Annotated in this window: 16 protein-coding genes; 10 read left to right on the top strand and 6 right to left on the bottom strand. The window is 65.6% G+C overall.

Annotation, left to right across the window (positions count from 1 at the left end):
* Nucleotides 1-64: 64 nt before the first annotated feature.
* A complete protein-coding gene (locus XI08_RS18740; RefSeq protein WP_271575520.1) occupies nucleotides 65-1,207 on the bottom strand; it encodes a type III PLP-dependent enzyme in 1,143 nt (380 codons plus the stop codon).
* Between the two features lie 679 nt (nucleotides 1,208-1,886).
* Entirely contained in the window at nucleotides 1,887-2,138 is a 252-nt protein-coding gene (locus XI08_RS18735; protein ID WP_271575519.1) for a hypothetical protein, read from the bottom strand.
* Nucleotides 2,139-2,276: 138 nt separating this feature from the next.
* Here XI08_RS18735 and XI08_RS18730 point away from each other — a divergent pair, with 138 nt between their 5' ends.
* The 4 genes from XI08_RS18730 to XI08_RS18715 are packed head-to-tail and all read left to right on the top strand — an operon-like array spanning nucleotide 2,277 to nucleotide 6,764.
* Complete coding sequence (locus XI08_RS18730; RefSeq protein ID WP_271575518.1) at nucleotides 2,277-4,358, top strand: M3 family metallopeptidase; 2,082 nt, start codon at nucleotides 2,277-2,279, stop codon at nucleotides 4,356-4,358.
* On the top strand, nucleotides 4,358-5,005 hold the full coding sequence (locus XI08_RS18725; RefSeq protein ID WP_271575517.1) for a DUF1007 family protein: 648 nt from the start codon (nucleotides 4,358-4,360) through the stop codon (nucleotides 5,003-5,005). The genes XI08_RS18730 and XI08_RS18725 overlap by 1 nt, the downstream gene beginning before the upstream one ends.
* A 23-nt stretch (nucleotides 5,006-5,028) precedes the next feature.
* Complete coding sequence (locus XI08_RS18720) at nucleotides 5,029-5,661, top strand: DUF1007 family protein (RefSeq protein ID WP_271575550.1); 633 nt, start codon at nucleotides 5,029-5,031, stop codon at nucleotides 5,659-5,661.
* Nucleotides 5,652-6,764, top strand: a complete 1,113-nt coding sequence (locus XI08_RS18715) for a nickel/cobalt transporter (protein WP_271575516.1) — start codon at nucleotides 5,652-5,654, stop codon at nucleotides 6,762-6,764. The genes XI08_RS18720 and XI08_RS18715 overlap by 10 nt, the downstream gene beginning before the upstream one ends.
* Nucleotides 6,765-6,938: 174 nt before the next feature.
* On the opposite strand, the gene XI08_RS18710 is transcribed toward XI08_RS18715, so the two are convergent.
* Nucleotides 6,939-7,337: an MAPEG family protein gene (locus XI08_RS18710; RefSeq protein WP_135175469.1), complete on the bottom strand. Its 399-nt coding sequence runs from the start codon at nucleotides 7,335-7,337 to the stop codon at nucleotides 6,939-6,941.
* A gap of 82 nt (nucleotides 7,338-7,419) precedes the next feature.
* Between XI08_RS18710 and hemH the strand changes: the two genes are divergently transcribed.
* The 4 genes from hemH (at nucleotide 7,420) to XI08_RS18690 (ending at nucleotide 11,197) form a co-directional block, all read left to right on the top strand.
* Complete coding sequence (gene hemH / locus XI08_RS18705; protein ID WP_271575515.1) at nucleotides 7,420-8,457, top strand: ferrochelatase; 1,038 nt, start codon at nucleotides 7,420-7,422, stop codon at nucleotides 8,455-8,457.
* Nucleotides 8,458-8,482: 25 nt separating this feature from the next.
* Entirely contained in the window at nucleotides 8,483-9,454 is a 972-nt protein-coding gene (locus XI08_RS18700) for an ABC transporter substrate-binding protein (protein WP_271575514.1), read from the top strand.
* Nucleotides 9,455-9,682: 228 nt separating this feature from the next.
* On the top strand, nucleotides 9,683-10,675 hold the full coding sequence (locus tag XI08_RS18695) for an SPFH domain-containing protein (protein ID WP_027543270.1): 993 nt from the start codon (nucleotides 9,683-9,685) through the stop codon (nucleotides 10,673-10,675).
* 78 nt (nucleotides 10,676-10,753) lie between these two features.
* Nucleotides 10,754-11,197 carry an NfeD family protein gene (locus XI08_RS18690; RefSeq protein WP_271575513.1) on the top strand — a complete coding sequence of 148 codons (444 nt, stop codon included), beginning with the start codon at nucleotides 10,754-10,756 and terminating at the stop codon, nucleotides 11,195-11,197.
* A 127-nt stretch (nucleotides 11,198-11,324) separates the two neighbouring features.
* Here XI08_RS18690 and XI08_RS18685 read toward each other — a convergent pair whose 3' ends face one another.
* Nucleotides 11,325-11,699: a winged helix-turn-helix transcriptional regulator gene (locus XI08_RS18685; protein ID WP_271575512.1), complete on the bottom strand. Its 375-nt coding sequence runs from the start codon at nucleotides 11,697-11,699 to the stop codon at nucleotides 11,325-11,327.
* Between the two features lie 73 nt (nucleotides 11,700-11,772).
* Between XI08_RS18685 and XI08_RS18680 the strand changes: the two genes are divergently transcribed.
* Nucleotides 11,773-12,321, top strand: a complete 549-nt coding sequence (locus XI08_RS18680; RefSeq protein WP_271575511.1) for a carboxymuconolactone decarboxylase family protein — start codon at nucleotides 11,773-11,775, stop codon at nucleotides 12,319-12,321.
* Between the two features lie 280 nt (nucleotides 12,322-12,601).
* On the opposite strand, the gene XI08_RS18675 is transcribed toward XI08_RS18680, so the two are convergent.
* Nucleotides 12,602-13,609 (bottom strand): KpsF/GutQ family sugar-phosphate isomerase, encoded by a 1,008-nt coding sequence (locus XI08_RS18675; RefSeq protein ID WP_271575510.1) that lies wholly within the window; start codon nucleotides 13,607-13,609, stop codon nucleotides 12,602-12,604.
* Nucleotides 13,610-13,801: 192 nt separating this feature from the next.
* On the opposite strand from XI08_RS18675, the gene XI08_RS18670 reads away from it, so the two are divergent.
* The gene (locus XI08_RS18670; RefSeq protein WP_271575509.1) at nucleotides 13,802-15,544 is read left to right on the top strand and encodes an outer membrane beta-barrel protein; all 1,743 of its coding nucleotides are present in this window, start codon (nucleotides 13,802-13,804) and stop codon (nucleotides 15,542-15,544) included.
* A gap of 200 nt (nucleotides 15,545-15,744) precedes the next feature.
* On the opposite strand, the gene XI08_RS18665 is transcribed toward XI08_RS18670, so the two are convergent.
* Nucleotides 15,745-17,196, bottom strand: coding sequence for a glutamate synthase subunit beta (locus XI08_RS18665; protein ID WP_271575508.1), 1,452 nt, complete (start codon nucleotides 17,194-17,196; stop codon nucleotides 15,745-15,747).
* Nucleotides 17,197-17,303 lie beyond the last annotated feature (107 nt).

Here is a 17,303-nt window from a genome sequence, read left to right as displayed (position 1 = left end):
AGCCGGCAAGCCGGCTCCCGGGTTCGTCAGGCCTCAGACAGAGAGGCGGGTCAGATGTGGCAAATCAGATGTGGTACGTCTTCAGCGGCGGGATGCCGTTGAATGCCACCGACGAGTAGGTCGACGTATAGGCCCCGGTGCCTTCGATCAGCACCTTGTCGCCGATCTCGAGCGTGACGGGGAGCGGATACGGGGTCTTCTCGTACAGCACGTCGGCGCTGTCGCAGGTGGGTCCCGCGAGCACGCACGGCGTCATGTCCGCACCGTCATGGGCGGTGCGGATGGCGTAGCGGATCGACTCGTCCATGGTCTCGGCGAGACCGCCGAACTTGCCGATGTCGAGATAGACCCAGCGCACCTCGTCCTCGTCGCTCTTCTTCGAGATGAGCACGACCTCGGATTCGATGATGCCGGCATTGCCCACCATGCCGCGGCCCGGCTCGATGATGGTCTCCGGGATCTGGTTGCCGAAGTGCTTGCGCAGCGCGCGGAAGATCGAGCGGCCGTAGGTCACGACCGGCGGCACGTCCTTCAGGTACTTGGTCGGGAAGCCGCCGCCCATGTTGACCATGGACAGGTTGATGCCGCGCTCGGCGCAGTCGCGGAACACCTGCGAGGCCATGGCCAGCGCACGGTCCCACGCCTTCACCTTGCGCTGCTGCGAGCCGACATGGAAGGAGATGCCGCACGGCTCGAGGCCCAGGCGCTTGGCGACGTCGAGCACGTCGACGGCCATCTCCGGGTCGCAGCCGAACTTGCGCGACAGCGGCCACTCGGCGCCGGCGCAGTCATAGAGAATGCGGCAGAACACCTTCGCGCCGGGGGCGGCACGGGCGATCTTCTCGACCTCGGCGGCGCAATCGACCGCGAACAGCCGGATGCCGAGCGCGAAGGCGCGCGCAATGTCGCGCTCCTTCTTGATCGTGTTGCCGAAGGAGATGCGGTCGGGCGTCGCTCCAGCGGCCAGCGCCATCTCGATCTCGGCGACCGTCGCGGTGTCGAAGCAGGAGCCCATGGAGGCGAGCAGGGCCAGCACTTCCGGCGCGGGGTTCGCCTTGACGGCATAGAACACGCGGCTGTCGGGCAGCGCCTTGGCAAAGGTCTGGTAATTGTCGCGCACGACCTCGAGGTCGACGACGAGGCAAGGCTCGGTGTCCCGGCCCTCGCTGCGGCGGTTGCGCAGGAATTCCTGAATACGTTCGGTCATAGCACTCTCCCAAACGGCCCAGCGACGGGGATCCGTTCAAAAAATGACGTCGGATAAGAGTGCTCTGGCCGGATCGCGCGATGGAGGCGCGACGAAGCCACAAGACTCAAACCAGACTGTGCTGCCGTGGATTGGTTGGGAATTTCCCGCCCGCACACCTGGCAATGAAGGACAAGCCTTTTCAGTAGCCCGCGCCGGCGTTGGACTGCCGGTAGAGACCAAAAAAGCCCGATCCGTCGTTGCTTTAAGTCGCGTCCCCCGTTGAGAGCGGGGTGCGCCGGTTCGCCTCCGGCTGCCAGTCACGGTTGCAAAGAGTGAAGTCACCTTCGACATGGCATCTCTTGAGAGAGATGCTGGACACTCCGGGTTTGCTTCGTCGTCCGACCTTTCGGTCCTTTGACTTCCGCACTTCCGAAGAGCCCCTCGGCTTCTTCACCCCTTGGCGGCTGTCCGGCCTCTTGTCCGGATACCTACCGACTGACACACGACCACAGGCACGTGCGAAATTGGGCAAGAGCGCACATAAGCGTTTTGACTCTGCTTCGCAACAATTTTTTTAGGTTGAGGACAGATTTGCCTAACATCTGCTTGCGCAGTGTGGCGCGCACGACGCGGAAGATGAACGTGCGTTAAGTTTTCAAGCCTGCGCGCGCGTCTCGCGCGCGCGAGCGAGCGAGCGTCAGCGGCGCTTGGTGAAGGGCTCGACGCGCTGCGCTGCGCGGATGAACGCGGTCATCACCAGCACGCCGAGTGCGAACAGCACGGCCTGGAGGATGTGCGCGCCCTGATCGCCTAAACCGAACAGGATCGCCAGCGCCCAGCCGCCGGCAAAGGCCGCGCCGAACACCTCCGCGCCGATCAGGATGGCGGCGCTCATGACGGTGATGACGCTGGGCCAGACGATCTGGCGGGAGGAGGAAGGCGCGTTCATGGGGCTCAGGAATCCCTAGTCTTCGAGGGCCGCAATCTCTCCGAAAAGGCGGGCGGGAGCAAGGCCAAATGGCCCAAAAAAGCCCCATCGCGTGCTATAGCTGGCCGCAACAAACCAGCTCGAAAACCGGGACTTGCGATGTCAGACCTCCGCCAAACTACGGACGCCGAGACCAACCCGCTGCTGAAGGCCTGGGTGACGCCGTTCGCGACCCCGCCCTTCGACGAGATCACGCCGGAGCACTTCCTCCCGGCCTTCGAGCAGGCCTTCGCCGACCATTCCGCCGAGATCGCGGCGGTCACCAACGATCCGGCCGCGCCCGACTTCGCCAACACCATCACGGCGCTGGAGCGCTCCGGCAAGCTGCTGAGCAAGGTCGCGGCGGTGTTCTACGACCTCGTCTCGGCGCATTCCAACCCGGCCATCCTGGAGATCGACAAGGAGGTTTCCTTGCGGACGGCGCGGCACTGGAATCCGATCATGATGAATGCCGTGCTGTTTGGTCGCATCGCCCAGCTGCACGAGAACCGCGCCAATCTGGGTCTTTCGCCCGAACAGCTCCGCCTGCTGGAGCGCACCTATACCCGCTTCCACCGCTCCGGCGCCGGCCTGTCCGAGGAGGCCAAGACGCGGATGGCCGAGATCAACGAGAGGCTCGCCCAGCTCGGCACCGGCTTCAGCCATCATCTGCTCGGCGACGAGCAGGAATGGTTCATGGAGCTCGGCGAGGCCGACCGCCAGGGCCTGCCGGAGAGCTTCGTCGCCAGCGCCAAGGCCGCGGCGGAAGAGCGCGGCATGGCCGGCAAGGCCATCGTCACGCTGTCGCGCTCCTCGGTCGAGTCATTCCTCAAGAGCTCGGCGCGACGCGACCTGCGCGAGAAGGTCTACAAGGCCTTCACCGCGCGCGGCGACAACGGCAATGCCAACGACAACAATACGACCATCGTCGAGATCCTGAAGCTGCGCGAGGAGAGCGCGAACCTGCTCGGCTACCCGACCTACGCCGCCTACCGGCTCGAGGACTCCATGGCCAAGACGCCGGAAGCGGTGCGGGGACTGCTCGAGCGGGTCTGGAAGCCGGCGCGCGCCCGGGCGCTCGCCGACCGCGACGAGATGCAGACGCTGATCTCGGCCGAGGGCGGCAATTTCAAGCTCGCGCCGTGGGACTGGCGCTTCTATGCCGAAAAGCTCCGCCTCCAGCGGGCCAATTTCGACGACGCTGCGATCAAGCCGTATCTCGCGCTCGACCACATGATCGCCGCCGCCTTCGACTGCGCCACGCGGCTGTTCGGCATCACCTTCGAGGAGCGCAAGGACGTGCCGGTCTGGCACCCGGACGTCCGGGTCTGGGAGGTGAAGGGGCGGGACGGCAAGCACAAGGCGCTGTTCTATGGCGACTATTTCGCCCGACCGTCGAAGCGCTCCGGCGCCTGGATGACCTCGCTGCGCGACCAGCAGAAGCTCGACGGCGACGTCGCGCCGCTCGTTCTCAATATCTGCAATTTTGCGAAAGGGGCCGGCGGCGAGCCCTCGCTGCTGTCGCCCGACGACGCCCGCACCCTGTTTCACGAATTCGGCCACGGCCTGCACGGCATGCTGTCCAACGTGACCTATCCGTCGCTGTCGGGCACCGCCGTGTTCACCGACTTCGTCGAGCTGCCGTCGCAGCTCTACGAGCACTGGCAGGAACGGCCCGAGGTGCTCCAGCAATTCGCCCGCCACTACCAGACCGGCGAGCCGCTGCCGGACGACCTGCTGCAGCGCTTCCTCGCGGCGCGAAAATTCAACCAGGGCTTTGCCACGGTCGAGTTCGTCTCCTCGGCGCTGGTGGACCTCGAATTCCATACCCAGCCGGCCGCGGCGGCCAGCGACGTGCGCGCCTTCGAGAAGAAGGAGCTGGAGAAGATCGGCATGCCCGAGGAGATCGCGCTGCGGCACCGGCCCACGCAGTTCGGTCACATCTTCACCGGCGACCATTATGCCGCCGGCTATTACAGCTACATGTGGTCGGAGGTGATGGATGCCGACGCCTTCGGCGCGTTCGAGGAGGCCGGCGACATCTTCGATCCCGCCGTCGCAAAACGCCTCCACGACGACATCTACTCCTCGGGCGGATCGGTCGATCCGGAGGCCGCCTACGAGGCCTTCCGCGGCCGCCCGCCGGAGCCCGACGCGCTGCTCCGCCGCCGCGGCCTGCTAGACGCTCCGAAGGCGGCCTGATGGGCATGCGCGCCCTTCTCGGTCTGCTGCTCGCCGCCGTCCTCACGCTCGCGGCGGGTGCGGCAAGCGCGCATCCGCATGTCTGGATCACCGCGACCAGCGAACTGCTCTACGCTCCGGACGGCACCATTACCGGCATCCGTCACGCCTGGACTTTTGACGACGCATTCTCGGCCAATGCTGTACAGGGGCTTCGGGAGAAGTCTACGGCCGCCTATACCCGCGAGGAGCTGACGCCGTTGGCGCAGACCCAAGTCGGGTCGCTGAAGGATAACGCCTACTTCACCTTCTTGAGGGTAGACGAGAGGCTCCCGTTTGCAGAGCCGGTCGATTACTTCTTTGAATACAAGGACGGCCGCCTCACTCTGCATTTCACGCTGCCGCTGAAAACGCCTGTGAAAGCGAAGACTGTTCGTCTGACTATTTTTGATCGTTCCTTTTTCATCGATTTTCGATTGGCAAAGGAGCATCCGCTCAAACTCGTCGGTGCGCCCGCCGGTTGTGAGGTATGGCTGCGGCGGTCAATGGGCGACGACCGGGACCGCAAGCTGGTGCAGGATGCGAGCGAGGATACCTTCAAGGAGGGCGGTGCGAACGTCGCTGTCGGCCTTTTGTTCATCGTCCCGATCGAGGTGGAGTGCCCATGATCCTGCCGGTTTGGATGCCTCCGATGCGCCGCCTGTTCGGATGGCTGCTTGCCGCCGCGATGACGCTCGTATCAGGCGCGGCGAATGCGCATCCGCATGTCTGGATCACCGCGACCAGCGAATTGCTCTACGCCGCGGACGGCAGCATCACCGGCGTGCGTCACGCCTGGACCTTCGACGACATGTTCTCGGCCTATGCGGTGCAGGGGCTCGAGAGCAAGACCAAGGGCGCCTATACGCGCGAGGAGCTCGGGCCGCTGGCGCAGACCAATGTCGAGTCGCTGAAGGAATATGCCTACTTCACCTTCGCGCGAGCGGACGGCAAGAAGGAGCGATTCCAGGAGCCGGTCGACTACTTCCTCGACTACAAGGATACGGTGCTGACCCTGCACTTCACGCTGCCGCTGAAGAACCCGGTCAAGCCCAAGCAGCTGGTGCTCGAAGTGTTCGACCGTTCCTTCTTCATCGACTTCCAGATGGCCAAGGACAACCCGGTCAAGCTGGTCGGCGCGCCCGCCGGCTGCCAGATGAAGCTCGACCGTCCCAGCGACGGCACCGCGACCGCGCAGAAGCTCAACGAGCAGACCTTCATGAGCGGTGAGAACAGCAATTTCGGCATGATGTTCGCCAACAAGATCACGGTGGATTGCCCTTGATCGGTCGTCTGCATTCTCCGCTTGCCCGCGGGCTTCTCGCCTGTGCCGCGGCCATCGCCGTGCTGGGCGTGGCCGATGCCGCGCTTCACGAACTTCTCGCGCAAAATCCGTTCGGCGCACCGAAACCCGCGCAGGCGGCCGAGCCCGAGGCCGGCGGCCTCATCGGCTGGCTATTGGCAAAACAGTCGGAGTTCTATCGCCAGATGTCGGCGACCATCCGCGCCGCGAAGTCCGACGGCTCGGCGGTGTGGACGCTGTTCTTCATCTCCTTTGCCTATGGCATCTTCCATGCCGCCGGACCCGGCCACGGCAAGGCGGTGATCGCCTCCTATCTCGTCGCCAACCGCGAGACCGCGCGGCGCGGCATTGCGTTGTCGTTTGCCTCGGCCCTGATGCAGTCGCTGGTGGCGATCCTCATCGTCGGCATCTCGGCCTGGGTGCTGAATGCGACGGCCAAGACCATGTGCAAGGCCGAAGGCGTGATCGAGATCGCGAGCTATGGCCTGATCGCGCTGTTCGGCCTGCGGCTGGTCTGGGTCAAGGGCGGCGCCTTCATCCGCGCGCTTCAGGTGGCGCAGCCGGTGCCGGCGATCGCTGGCGTGCCGCAGCACCATGATCATGGCCATCACCACCATCATGACGCACATGATCATCATGACCACGATCACCATGATCATGGTCACACCCACGCCCATCACGCCCACGTCCATGACGAGCATTGCGGCCATTCCCACGGCCCGGCGCCGAGCGAGCTCGCCGGCCCCGGCGGCTGGCGGCGCGGATTCGCCGCGATCCTGACCGTCGGCATCCGGCCCTGTTCGGGTGCGATCCTCGTGCTGGTGTTCGCGCTCGCCCAGGGCCTGTTCTGGGCCGGCATCGCCGCGACCTTCCTGATGGGGCTCGGCACCGCGATCACGGTCGCGGCCATTGCCGTCGTCGCCGTCTCCGCCAAGGACATCGCCGCCCGCCTGAGCGCAGGTCGCGACGGCGGTGGCGCGCTGTTCATGCGCGGCATCGAATTCGGCGCCGCAGGTCTCGTGCTGCTGTTCGGCGTCGGCCTGTTGTTCGGCTATATCGCCGCCGAACGGACGACGTGTTTTTGAGAAGCCTCGTAGCCCGGATGGAGCGAAGCGCAATCCGGGACAGTGCCGCCGCGGAGGGACCCCGGATTACGCTTCGCTCCATCCGGGCTACAATCAACTATCACCGTCATCCTGAGGTGCTCGCCTTGCAACGCAAGGCGAGCCTCGAAGGACGACGGGTTGAGGTAGAGAGCCTCACACCGGCAGAAACCGCTTCAGCATCGGCATGAAGAAGATCCCGAGATTGATCGCAAAGCCGATGCTCCAGAGGATCGAGCGCAGCGTCGGGCGGTTGCCGAGATAGGTCAGCACGTAGGCGATCCGCACGATCAGGAACAGCACCGCGAGCTCGTCGATCAGCCGCTGCGGCGCGTCCCTGAATTCGGCGAGCAGCACCGCGAAGGCGAAGAACGGAAAGGTCTCGATGCCGTTCTGATGGGCGCCGAGCGCGCGCTGCGCGATGGCGTCTGCATAGAAGGCGGGATCGCGCGGCCGGGAATTGTCGAACCCGCGAAACCGGATCCATTTGATCGAGGCGATTGTCGCAAGATAGAGCAGCAGCGCTCCGAATACGCACCATTCCGCGAGTGTCATCTTCCCTCCCCCGCTTGGGTGTGACCCTAGCGAAACCGGGCTCATCTTGACAAGTTCGGTGCAACGCGCGACGCAACTGATCATGACGACCGTCGCCCTCAACGAGACCACGCAGCCAGCCGTCCAGTCCGGCCAGAAACGGGTCGGCGTGCTCCTGGTCAATCTCGGCACGCCCGATACGGCCGATGCGCCGGGCGTGCGGGTCTATCTCAAGGAATTCCTCTCGGACGCCCGGGTCATCGAGGACCAGGGCCTGGTCTGGCAGTTCGTGCTGAACGGGATCATCCTGCGCAGCCGCCCCCGCACCAAGGCGCTCGACTACCAGAAGATCTGGAACAACGAGAAGAACGAGTCGCCGCTGAAGACCATCACGCGGTCGCAAGCCGACAAGCTCGCGGCCGCGCTGTCGGATCGCGATCACGTCGTCGTGGACTGGGCGATGCGCTACGGCAATCCTTCGATCAGGTCGGGCATCGACGCGCTGATCGCGGAGGGATGCGACCGCATCCTCGCCGTCCCCCTTTATCCGCAATATTCCGCCTCGACCTCGGCAACCGTCTGCGACGAGGTGTTCCGCGTGCTCGCTCGCCTGCGTGCGCAGCCGACGCTGCGGGTGACGCCGCCGTACTACGAGGACGAGTCCTATATCGAGGCGCTCGCCGTCTCGATCGAGACGCATCTGGCAACCCTGCCGTTCAAGCCGGAGCTGATCGTCGCCTCCTTCCACGGCATGCCGAAATCCTATGTCGACAAGGGCGATCCCTATCAGGAGCATTGCATCGCCACGACCGAGGCGCTGCGCCGCCGGCTCGGCATGGACGCGTCAAAATTGCTGCTGACGTTCCAGTCGCGCTTCGGCAATGACGAGTGGCTCCAGCCCTACACCGACAAGACGATGGAGCGGCTTGCCAAAGAGGGCGTGCGGCGCATCGCGGTGGTGACGCCGGGCTTTGCCGCCGACTGCCTGGAGACGCTGGAGGAGATCGCGCAGGAGAATGCCGAGATCTTCAAGCACAATGGCGGCGAGCAGTTTTCCGCGATCCCCTGCCTCAACGACAGCGAACCCGGCATGGACGTGATCCGCACCCTGGTGCTGCGCGAGCTCCAGGGGTGGATATAATGAGCCTGGATTTGATGGGCTCCCCATGAACCGCCGCGAGGTGTTGGGGCTTGTTGGGATGATCGCGGCGCTGCCGTCCCCAGCACTGGCGCAGCAACCGGCGCGGCGGCTCGGCGTGCTCTCGGTCACGGCCGCCGACGATGCGATCGGGCAGACGCGCAGCGCCATCCTGGTCGAGGCGCTTGCCGCCCATGGCTGGAAAGAGCACGACAATCTCAGGATCGACTGGCGCAGCGGCGCCGGCGACCGGGCGCGGATCGCCGGGCTCGCCGAGGAGCTGATCGCGCTCAAGCCCGACATCCTGCTCGCGATCGGCACGCCCTCGGTCGAAGAGCTGCGGCGGCGCACCGCGACGATCCCGATCGTATTCGCCGTGGTGACCGATCCCGTCAGCCAGGGCTTTGTCGAAAACCTCGCCCATCCCGGCGGCAACATCACCGGCTTCACCGATTACGACGGCCCGCTGGCCGGCAAATGGCTGGAGATGCTGACGCAAGTGACGCCCAAAGTGTCCCGCGTCTGCGTCGTCTATAATCCCGCCACTGCGCCGTTCGCTGGCCTCATGCTGCGCACGATCGAGGAGGCCGCACGGACGCTTCATGTGACCGTCGAGACCGCGCCGGTCCATGACGCAGCCTCGATCGCAGCGCTGGCCTCGCGCAAGGTCGGCGGCCTGCTGATCCTGCCGGACTTCTACACGATGGCCAACCGCGCCCATCTGCTCGCGGCGATCGCTGAGGCGCGCGTGCCTGCGGTGTTCTGGAGCCGCACCTTCGTCGACGAGGGCGGGCTGATGTCCTACAGCACCGACAGCGCCGAGCAGCTCCGCCGCGCCGCCAACTACATCGATCGCATCCTGAAGGGTGCGCGGCCCGCCGACCTGCCGGTGCAGAACCCCACCAAGTTCGAGCTTGCGGTCAACCTCAAGACCGCCAAGGCGCTTGGCGTCACCATTCCTCCAAGCCTGCTTGCAACGGCGAACGATGTCATCGAATAAGGTCGTCCGCCACGGACACATGCCCAGATTCGTTAACTTTCGCCGCTAGGTCTGCGCCCGAACGCTTTCAAGAGCCCTTCGGAAATACATATCGTGACCGTTTCCTCCTGCTGTGTCTTGTGCAGAATCGTCCGAATGCCGACGTGAATCGCGACCGCTGAACCGGTAGGGTTGCGATCCCGACCAATGACAGCGCGGGAAAGGGCTTTTTCCTGCCTTGGAGGACATATGAGCGGTTTCGACATTTTCGCGATTGTTCTGGTTTTGCTCGTCATCGTCACGCTGATTGCCGGCGTGAAGACGGTGCCGCAGGGCTATGACTGGACCATCGAGCGGTTCGGAAAATACACCCAGACGCTGAGCCCCGGGCTCAACCTGATCGTGCCCTATTTCGACCGCGTCGGGCGCAAGATCAACATGATGGAGCAGGTGATCGACATTCCCGAGCAGGAGGTGATCACCAAGGACAACGCCACCGTGACGGTGGACGGCGTCGCCTTCTACCAGGTGTTCGACGCCGCCAAGGCGAGCTACGAAGTCTCCAACCTGACCCAGGCCATCACCGTCCTGACCATGACCAACATCCGCTCGGTGATGGGTGCGATGGATCTCGACCAGGTGCTGTCGCATCGCGACGAGATCAACGAGCGCCTGTTGCGCGTGGTCGACGCCGCGGTCTCGCCCTGGGGCCTGAAGGTCAACCGCATCGAGATCAAGGACATCGTGCCGCCCGCCGATCTTGTCGAGGCGATGGGCCGGCAGATGAAGGCCGAGCGCGTCAAGCGCGCCGACATTCTCGCCGCCGAAGGCCAGCGGCAGTCGGAGATCCTGCGCGCCGAGGGCGCCAAGCAGGGCCAGATCCTCCAGGCAGAAGGCCGCAAGGAAGCCGCGTTCCGCGACGCCGAGGCCCGCGAGCGGTCCGCCGAGGCCGAGGCCAAGGCGACGCAGATGGTCAGCGAAGCCATCGCCAAGGGCGACGTCGCGGCGTTGAACTATTTCATCGCCGACAAGTATATCAAGGCGTTCGGGCAACTGGCGGACTCGCCGAACCAGAAGGTCATCATGCTTCCGGTCGAGGCGATGAGCATGCTGGGCTCGCTTGCCGGCATCGGCGAGATCGCCAAGGCGACGTTCGGCGAGAGTGCGGCATCCGCCGCTGCCGCGGCCCGCCGTGGCGGCTCGGTGCCGTCGTCCGGCCCGACGCCGCCAGCGGTGCCGTAACGGGACCATGCGCATGCTCCGGAAAAGTGGACACCGGTTTTCCGATAGGGGCATGCGCCACTTCAAAGAGGTCGTGTCATGACCGACATGTTCGTATCGCTCGGTACCTGGAACTGGCTGATCTTCGGCTTCATCCTGATGGGGCTGGAGGTGCTGGCGCCGGGCGTATTCCTGTTCTGGCTCGGGCTCGCCGCGCTGCTGGTCGGGCTGATCTCGTTCACCGTCGCCGTGTCCTGGCAGGTGCAGCTGGTGATGTTCGCGTTCTTCGCGGCAGCCGCCGTGCCGGTGTGGCGTCGCCTCTCGCGGCCGAATCCCGATGCGAGCGGAAGCCCCTTCCTCAACAAGCGCACCGAGGCACTGCTCGGCCGCGAGTTCACGCTGGAGAAGCCGATCATCGACGGCAACGGCACCATGCGCATCGGCGACACGGTCTGGCGCGTCGCAGGTCCCGATACGCCGGCCGGGACGCGCGTGAAAGTGGTGCAGGTGGACGGCGTGAATCTGACGGTGGCGGTGGCGTGAGGACCCTTCGCCTCTCCCCGCTTGCGGGGAGAGGCCGGATTGCATCGTAGATGCAATCCGGGTGAGGGGGGCTCTCCGCGAGTCGGCTCTCACCGTCTGCGCGGAGGCTCCCCCTCACCCCGCCCTCTCAGCGCGAGCGAAGCTCGTCGCGGCCCCGCAAGCGGGGAGAGGGGGAAGAACTCCCCCACCTCTCCGCAAACCGGTGCAGCGGCATGAACGTCTCGCACAAATCCCGCCCGAGCGGCGTCAGCCCGTAGCCTCCACCTTCGCCGAGCTTCACGAACCCCGCCTCGCGCAAATCGTCCAGCCGCGCTTGCAGCACTGTCGGCGAGGCCTCGTCACAGGCGGTGCGCAAGCCGCGGGAGGTGAGGGGGGCGTCGCGCAACTCCCACAGGATCCGCAAGGTCCAGCGCCGGCCGAGCAGGTCGAGCAGCGCCATGATCGGCCGTCCGGTGCGGGAGCCGCGGACGCTGCGTGTTGTCGAGCCGGCCTGTTTCGCCATCGTCGCCCTCTTGCCTATTGCTACAGATAATGTAGCGTAATGCTACGATAATTGTAGCATACGGAGACGGCCGATGTCCCAGGCCACACCGCGCATTGCGCCGCTCGCGCCGCCTTATCCCCCGGAGATCCAGGCGCAGTTCGACCGCATCATGCGCGGCGCGCCGCCGTTGCTGCTGTTCCGGGTGATGGCGGGCCACAGCCGCGCCTGGGACAAGTTCCGCGCCGGCGGCCTGCTCGATCCCGGGCCGCTGTCGTTGCGTGAACGCGAGATCGTCATCGACCGCACCTGCGCGCTGAACAAATGCGAATATGAATGGGGCGTGCATGTCGCAGTCTTTGCCGGTCCGGCGCGCCTCACCGAGGACGAGGTCCGCGCCACCGTAGAGGGCGATGCGACGTCGCCGTGCTGGTCACCGGGCGAGCAGGTGCTGATCGCAGCCGTCGACGCGCTGCATCACCGCGCGACGTTCACCGATGCGGAATTCGCCGCGCTCGCGGCGCATTACGACGAGGCGCAGATCCTGGAGGTCATGCTGCTGTGCGGCTTCTATCGCACGGTCTCGTATCTGGCGAACGGCCTGAGGCTGTCGCTGGAGGAGAAGGCGGCGCGGTTTCCGTAGCTCTTGCCCCCGTTATTGCGAGCCAACGGGTCCGCGCAAAGCGCGGCCCGATGACAGGCTCCGCGAAGCAATCCAGGGTCTTTCCGCGGAGGCAGTCTGGATTGCTTCGCTGCGCTCGCAATGACGGAGGAGAGAGGGGCGCCACACTTTTCTCGTCATTCCGGGGCGCGACGAAGTCGCGAGCCCGGAATCCATCGCGCCCCGAGTGTGCTGCCCGATGGATTCCGGGCTCGCGCCCAAGCGGGCGCGCCCCGGAATGACGGCGCGGAGAGAGCGTGCCTTACGCCACACCCGCGCGCAGCAGATCGTGCAGGTGGACGATGCCCACGACCTTGTCTGCCTCGGTCACGAGCAGCGTCGTGATCTTGCGGGTGTTCAGCACCTCGATCATCTCGGTGGCGAGCATCGAGGGCGGCACGGTCTTCGGCTGCCTGGTCATGATGTCGTCGACCGTCACCGTCAGCAGATCGGGCCGCATGTGGCGGCGCAGATCGCCGTCGGTGATGATGCCGACGGCCTCGTTCGCGTCATTGACGATGCAGACGCAGCCGAGGCCCTTGGCCGACATCTCGACCACGGCCTCCGACATCTCGGTGCCGAGCGGCTTGAGCGGGATCTCCGCGCCGGTGCGCATGTAGTCGCGAACGAATTTCAGCATCGCGCCGAGCTTGCCGCCGGGGTGGAAATGCGCGAACTCGAGCGCCGTGAAGCCGCGCCCTTCCAGCAGCGCGATGGCGAGCGCATCGCCGATCGCGGCCTGCATCAGGGTCGAGGTGGTTGGCGCCAGATTGTGTGGGCAGGCCTCGCGCGCCTTTGGCAGCTCGATCACGAGGTCGGCGGCCTGTCCGAGCGAGGACGCCGCGTTCGACGTCACCGCGATCATGGGGATCGCAAAGCGCGCCGAATAGTTCACGAGGTTCTTCATCTCCGGCTGCTCGCCGGACCAGGACAGCGCCATGATGACGTCGTCGGTGGTGATCATGCCGAGGTCGCCGTGGCCGGCTTCAGCGGTGTGAACGAAGAAGGAGGGCGTGCCGGTCGAGGCCAGCGTCGCCGCGATCTTGCGGCCCATATGGCCTGACTTGCCGAGCCCGGTGACGATGACGCGGCCCTTGGCCTGCCGGATCAGGTCGACCACCTTGGCGAAGGTCGCACCCAGCGGGCCGCGCAGCGCCGCGGCGAGCGCGTTGATGCCGCCGCTCTCGGTCTCCAGCGTGCGGAGCGCGGATTCGACGCTTGCAGGGACGGGGCCGGATGATTGGGTCATCAGCGGTTTCGAACTCGGCATGTACAGGTCCAGGGAGGAGGGGCGATGGCCCATTGGCGCCTGCTTTAGCACGCCTCAGCGCATGAGGCGACGCGGCCGCCCCGCCCCTCAACGGGTCATTAACCATAATTGTTTTAAGTCCATTAACGATGGTTTCTGCCAGTCGGCGGAGGTCATCGGGAAAGTGTTTGATTTCGTTGGGGTAATTCCATCGTGGGGTCGTCTCCAGGCACGGGCCGGAGCCAACGCGCGCATTTCCTGTGCGCGGCTTTGCCGTGTCTTGTGCTGACGGCCCTGCAAAGCGGCCCAGCGGCCGCCCAGAGCCTCACGCCCGACCTGTTCAATCCCAACCGCGGCGGTTTCGCCGCGCCCGACACCTTGCCCACGCGCCGCACGGCGGGCGTACCGCAGGCGCCTTCGGACGCGCTGCCGGCATTGCCCGATCCCAACGCCGATCCGCGCAAGCGCCAGCAGGCGCCGGCGACCTCGCGCGTCGGCCAGGTGCCGACCTACGGTCTGCCAGCCGCCAACGGCGCCAGCGGCTCGGGTTACGACTCGCTCAACCGCAGGCGGCAGCAGCCCAAGCTCTATCCCGGGCAGCCGAAGCCGAAGCGCCCGGTCGGGCCCGGCTCGCCGGTGCCGCCGGCAACGCCGGACAGGACGCTCGGCCCGCCGCGCATCGCGCCGCCGCCGTCCGAGACTGCGCACAAGGTGCCGGTGTCGCCGGCGATGGCCGGCAACGTGCCCGGCCAGCCGCTGCGCCGCCGCCTCAAGCCGGACGAGGATCCGTTCGGCGCGGTCGGCGATTATGCCGGCAGCTTCCTGATCAAGGGCGGGCTCGAGCTTTCCGCCGGCTATGACACCAACCCGGCGCGTCTGAACAAGCCGGTCGGCTCGCCGGTCTACGTCGTCGCGCCCGACCTCCTCGTGGTGTCGGACTGGGAGCGCCACGCGCTGGTCGCCGATTTGCGCGGCTCGTTCTCGGGCTACACCAACAACATGCCGGCGACGATCGACGGCTTCGCCTCGCCCTCGCCGGTCGAGATCGACCGGCCCGATTTCACCGGCCATGTCGACGGCCGCATCGACGTCGACCGCGACCTCAAGCTGACCTCGCAGCTGCGCCTGCGGCTCGCCACCGACAATCCCGGCAGCCCGAACGTGCAGGCCGGCCTCCAGAAATATCCCGTCTATGCGACCTATGGCACCACCGTCGGCTTCGACCAGACCTTCAACCGTTTCCAGGTCGCCGCCGGCGCCACCGTCGATCGCACCGCCTACACGGATTCAAAACTCACCGACGGCTCGACCTTCAGCAACAGCGATCGCGACTTTAATCAGTACGGCGGGGTCGGCCGCTTCTCTTACGAGCTGAAGCCTGGGCTAAAACCGTTCGTCGAGATCCAGGGCGACACCCGCGTCCACGACCAGGCGGCCGATCGCAACGGCTTCTTCCGCGATTCAAACGGCGGCTATGCCAAGGTCGGCTCGTCCTTCGAGTTCTCGCGCATCCTCACCGGCGAGGTCTCGGTCGGCTATTCCGCGCGCAACTATGTCGACCCGCGCCTCAGCCAGCTCTCCGGCTTCCTCACCTCGGGCTCGCTGATCTGGAACGCCAGCGGCCTCACCACGGTGAAACTTGCGACCGACACGCAGATCAACGAGACCACGGTCCCCGGCTCATCCGGCGTGCTGGTGCACACCTACGGGGTCGAAGTCGATCACGACTTCCGCCGCTGGCTCACGGCCGTCGGCAAGTTCACCTACGGCACCTACGACTACCAAAACCAGAATCGCAACGACAAGACCTACTCGCTCGAAGGCAATCTGATCTACAAGCTCAACCGCAACGTCTGGATCAAGGGCACGCTGCGCCACGACATCCTGGATTCGAACCAGTCGGGCTCGAGCTCGCAGGGCACGGTGGTGATGCTGGGGGTGAGGCTGCAGAACTAGCGATGAGGCGCGCCTTGATGCGCAGTCGTCGCTACCCGCTCAGCTGTCATGCCCCGGCTTGACCGGGGCATCCAGTACGCCGCGGCTTATCCGTATACGTCTGACGTCTCTGGAATACTGGATCGCCCGCTCCAGTGCGCGAGTGCGCACAAGGCGGGCGATGACACTGTTTGTAAATCTGGCGGCGGAGTGAGCCGCGCCTACCGCGGCAGATCCGTCTTCCCCATCAGGAATGTGTCGATCGACCGGGCACACAGCCGGCCCTCACGGATGGCCCAGACCACCAGCGACTGGCCGCGGCGCATGTCGCCGGCGGTGAACACGTTCGGGCGCGAGGTCTGGTAGTCCAAGGTGTTGGCCTTGACGTTGCCGCGCGGGTCGAGCTCGACCGAGAGCAGCTTGAGCAGGCCTTCGTGCACGGGATGGACGAAGCCCATGGCGAGCAGGACCAGCTCGGCGTCGAGCTCGAACTCGGTACCGGCAATCGGCTTGAACTTGTCGTCGACGCGGACGCAGTGCAGCTTCTTGACCTGGCCGTTCTCGCCGGTGAACTTTTGGGTCAGCACGGCGAATTCGCGGATGGCGCCTTCGGCCTGGCTGGAGGACGTGCGCATCTTCAGCGGCCAGTTCGGCCAGGTCAGGCCCTTGTTCTCGCGCTCGGGCGGAGCGGGCATGATCTCGAGCTGGGTCACGGACAGCGCGCCTTGGCGCAGCGAGGTGCCGATGCAGTCCGAGCCGGTGTCGCCGCCGCCGATGACGACGACATGCTTGCCGCCGGCGAGGATCTCGGTGATGCCGTTCAGCGGCTCCTCGGAGACGCGGCGGTTTTGCTGCGGCAGGAAGTCCATGGCGTAGTGGATGCCAGCGAGATCGCGGCCGGGGATCGGCAGGTCGCGCGGGGCTTCGGCGCCGCCGGTCAGGGCGACGGCGTCATACTCGTTGAGCATCTCGCGCGGATCGACATTGCCGTCGGCGCCGACATGGCTGTTGTAGTGGAAGGTGACGCCTTCGCCTTCCATCTGCTTGACGCGGCGGTCGATGATGCCCTTCTCCATCTTGAAGTCGGGGATGCCGTAGCGCAGCAGGCCGCCGGCCTTGGCGAACTTCTCGAACAGGTGCACGTCGTGGCCGGCGCGCGCGAGCTGCTGCGCGCAGGCCATGCCTGCGGGTCCCGAGCCGATCACCGCGACCTTCTTGCCGGTCTTGACGGCGGCGACCTCCGGCTTCAGCCAGCCATTATCCCAGGCGCGGTCGACGATCGCGCATTCGATGGTCTTGATGGTGACCGGGTTGTCGTCGATGTTGAGCGTGCAGGACGCTTCGCACGGCGCAGGGCAGATGCGACCGGTGAACTCAGGGAAATTATTGGTCGAGTGCAGGTTGCGCGAGGCCTCTTCCCAGTTGCCCTGATAGACGAGGTCGTTGAAGTCAGGGATCTGGTTGTTGACCGGGCAGCCGGGCGTGCCGGGCGCGACCGAGCCGGTGCCGTGGCAATAGGGAATGCCGCAATTCATGCAGCGCGCGGCCTGGTCGCGCGTTTCCTTCTCGGTCAAGGGAACGACGAACTCGTTGAAATGCTTCACGCGCTCGGCGACCGGGGTGTACTTGCGGTCGTGCCGTTCGATTTCCAGAAAACCCGTGATCTTGCCCATAAAACCCGAAGTCCTGCCGCTTAGTCGTTTGTTCTCTCACTCCTCATCCTGAGGAGCGGCGCGCTCTTCGCGCCGCGTCTCGAAGGATAGAGGCCCGGATGGTGGTC

Source organism: Bradyrhizobium sp. CCBAU 11361 (assembly GCF_028128935.1).
Lineage (GTDB): Bacteria > Pseudomonadota > Alphaproteobacteria > Rhizobiales > Xanthobacteraceae > Bradyrhizobium > Bradyrhizobium niftali.
This window is presented reverse-complemented; position numbering and strand designations above follow the sequence as displayed.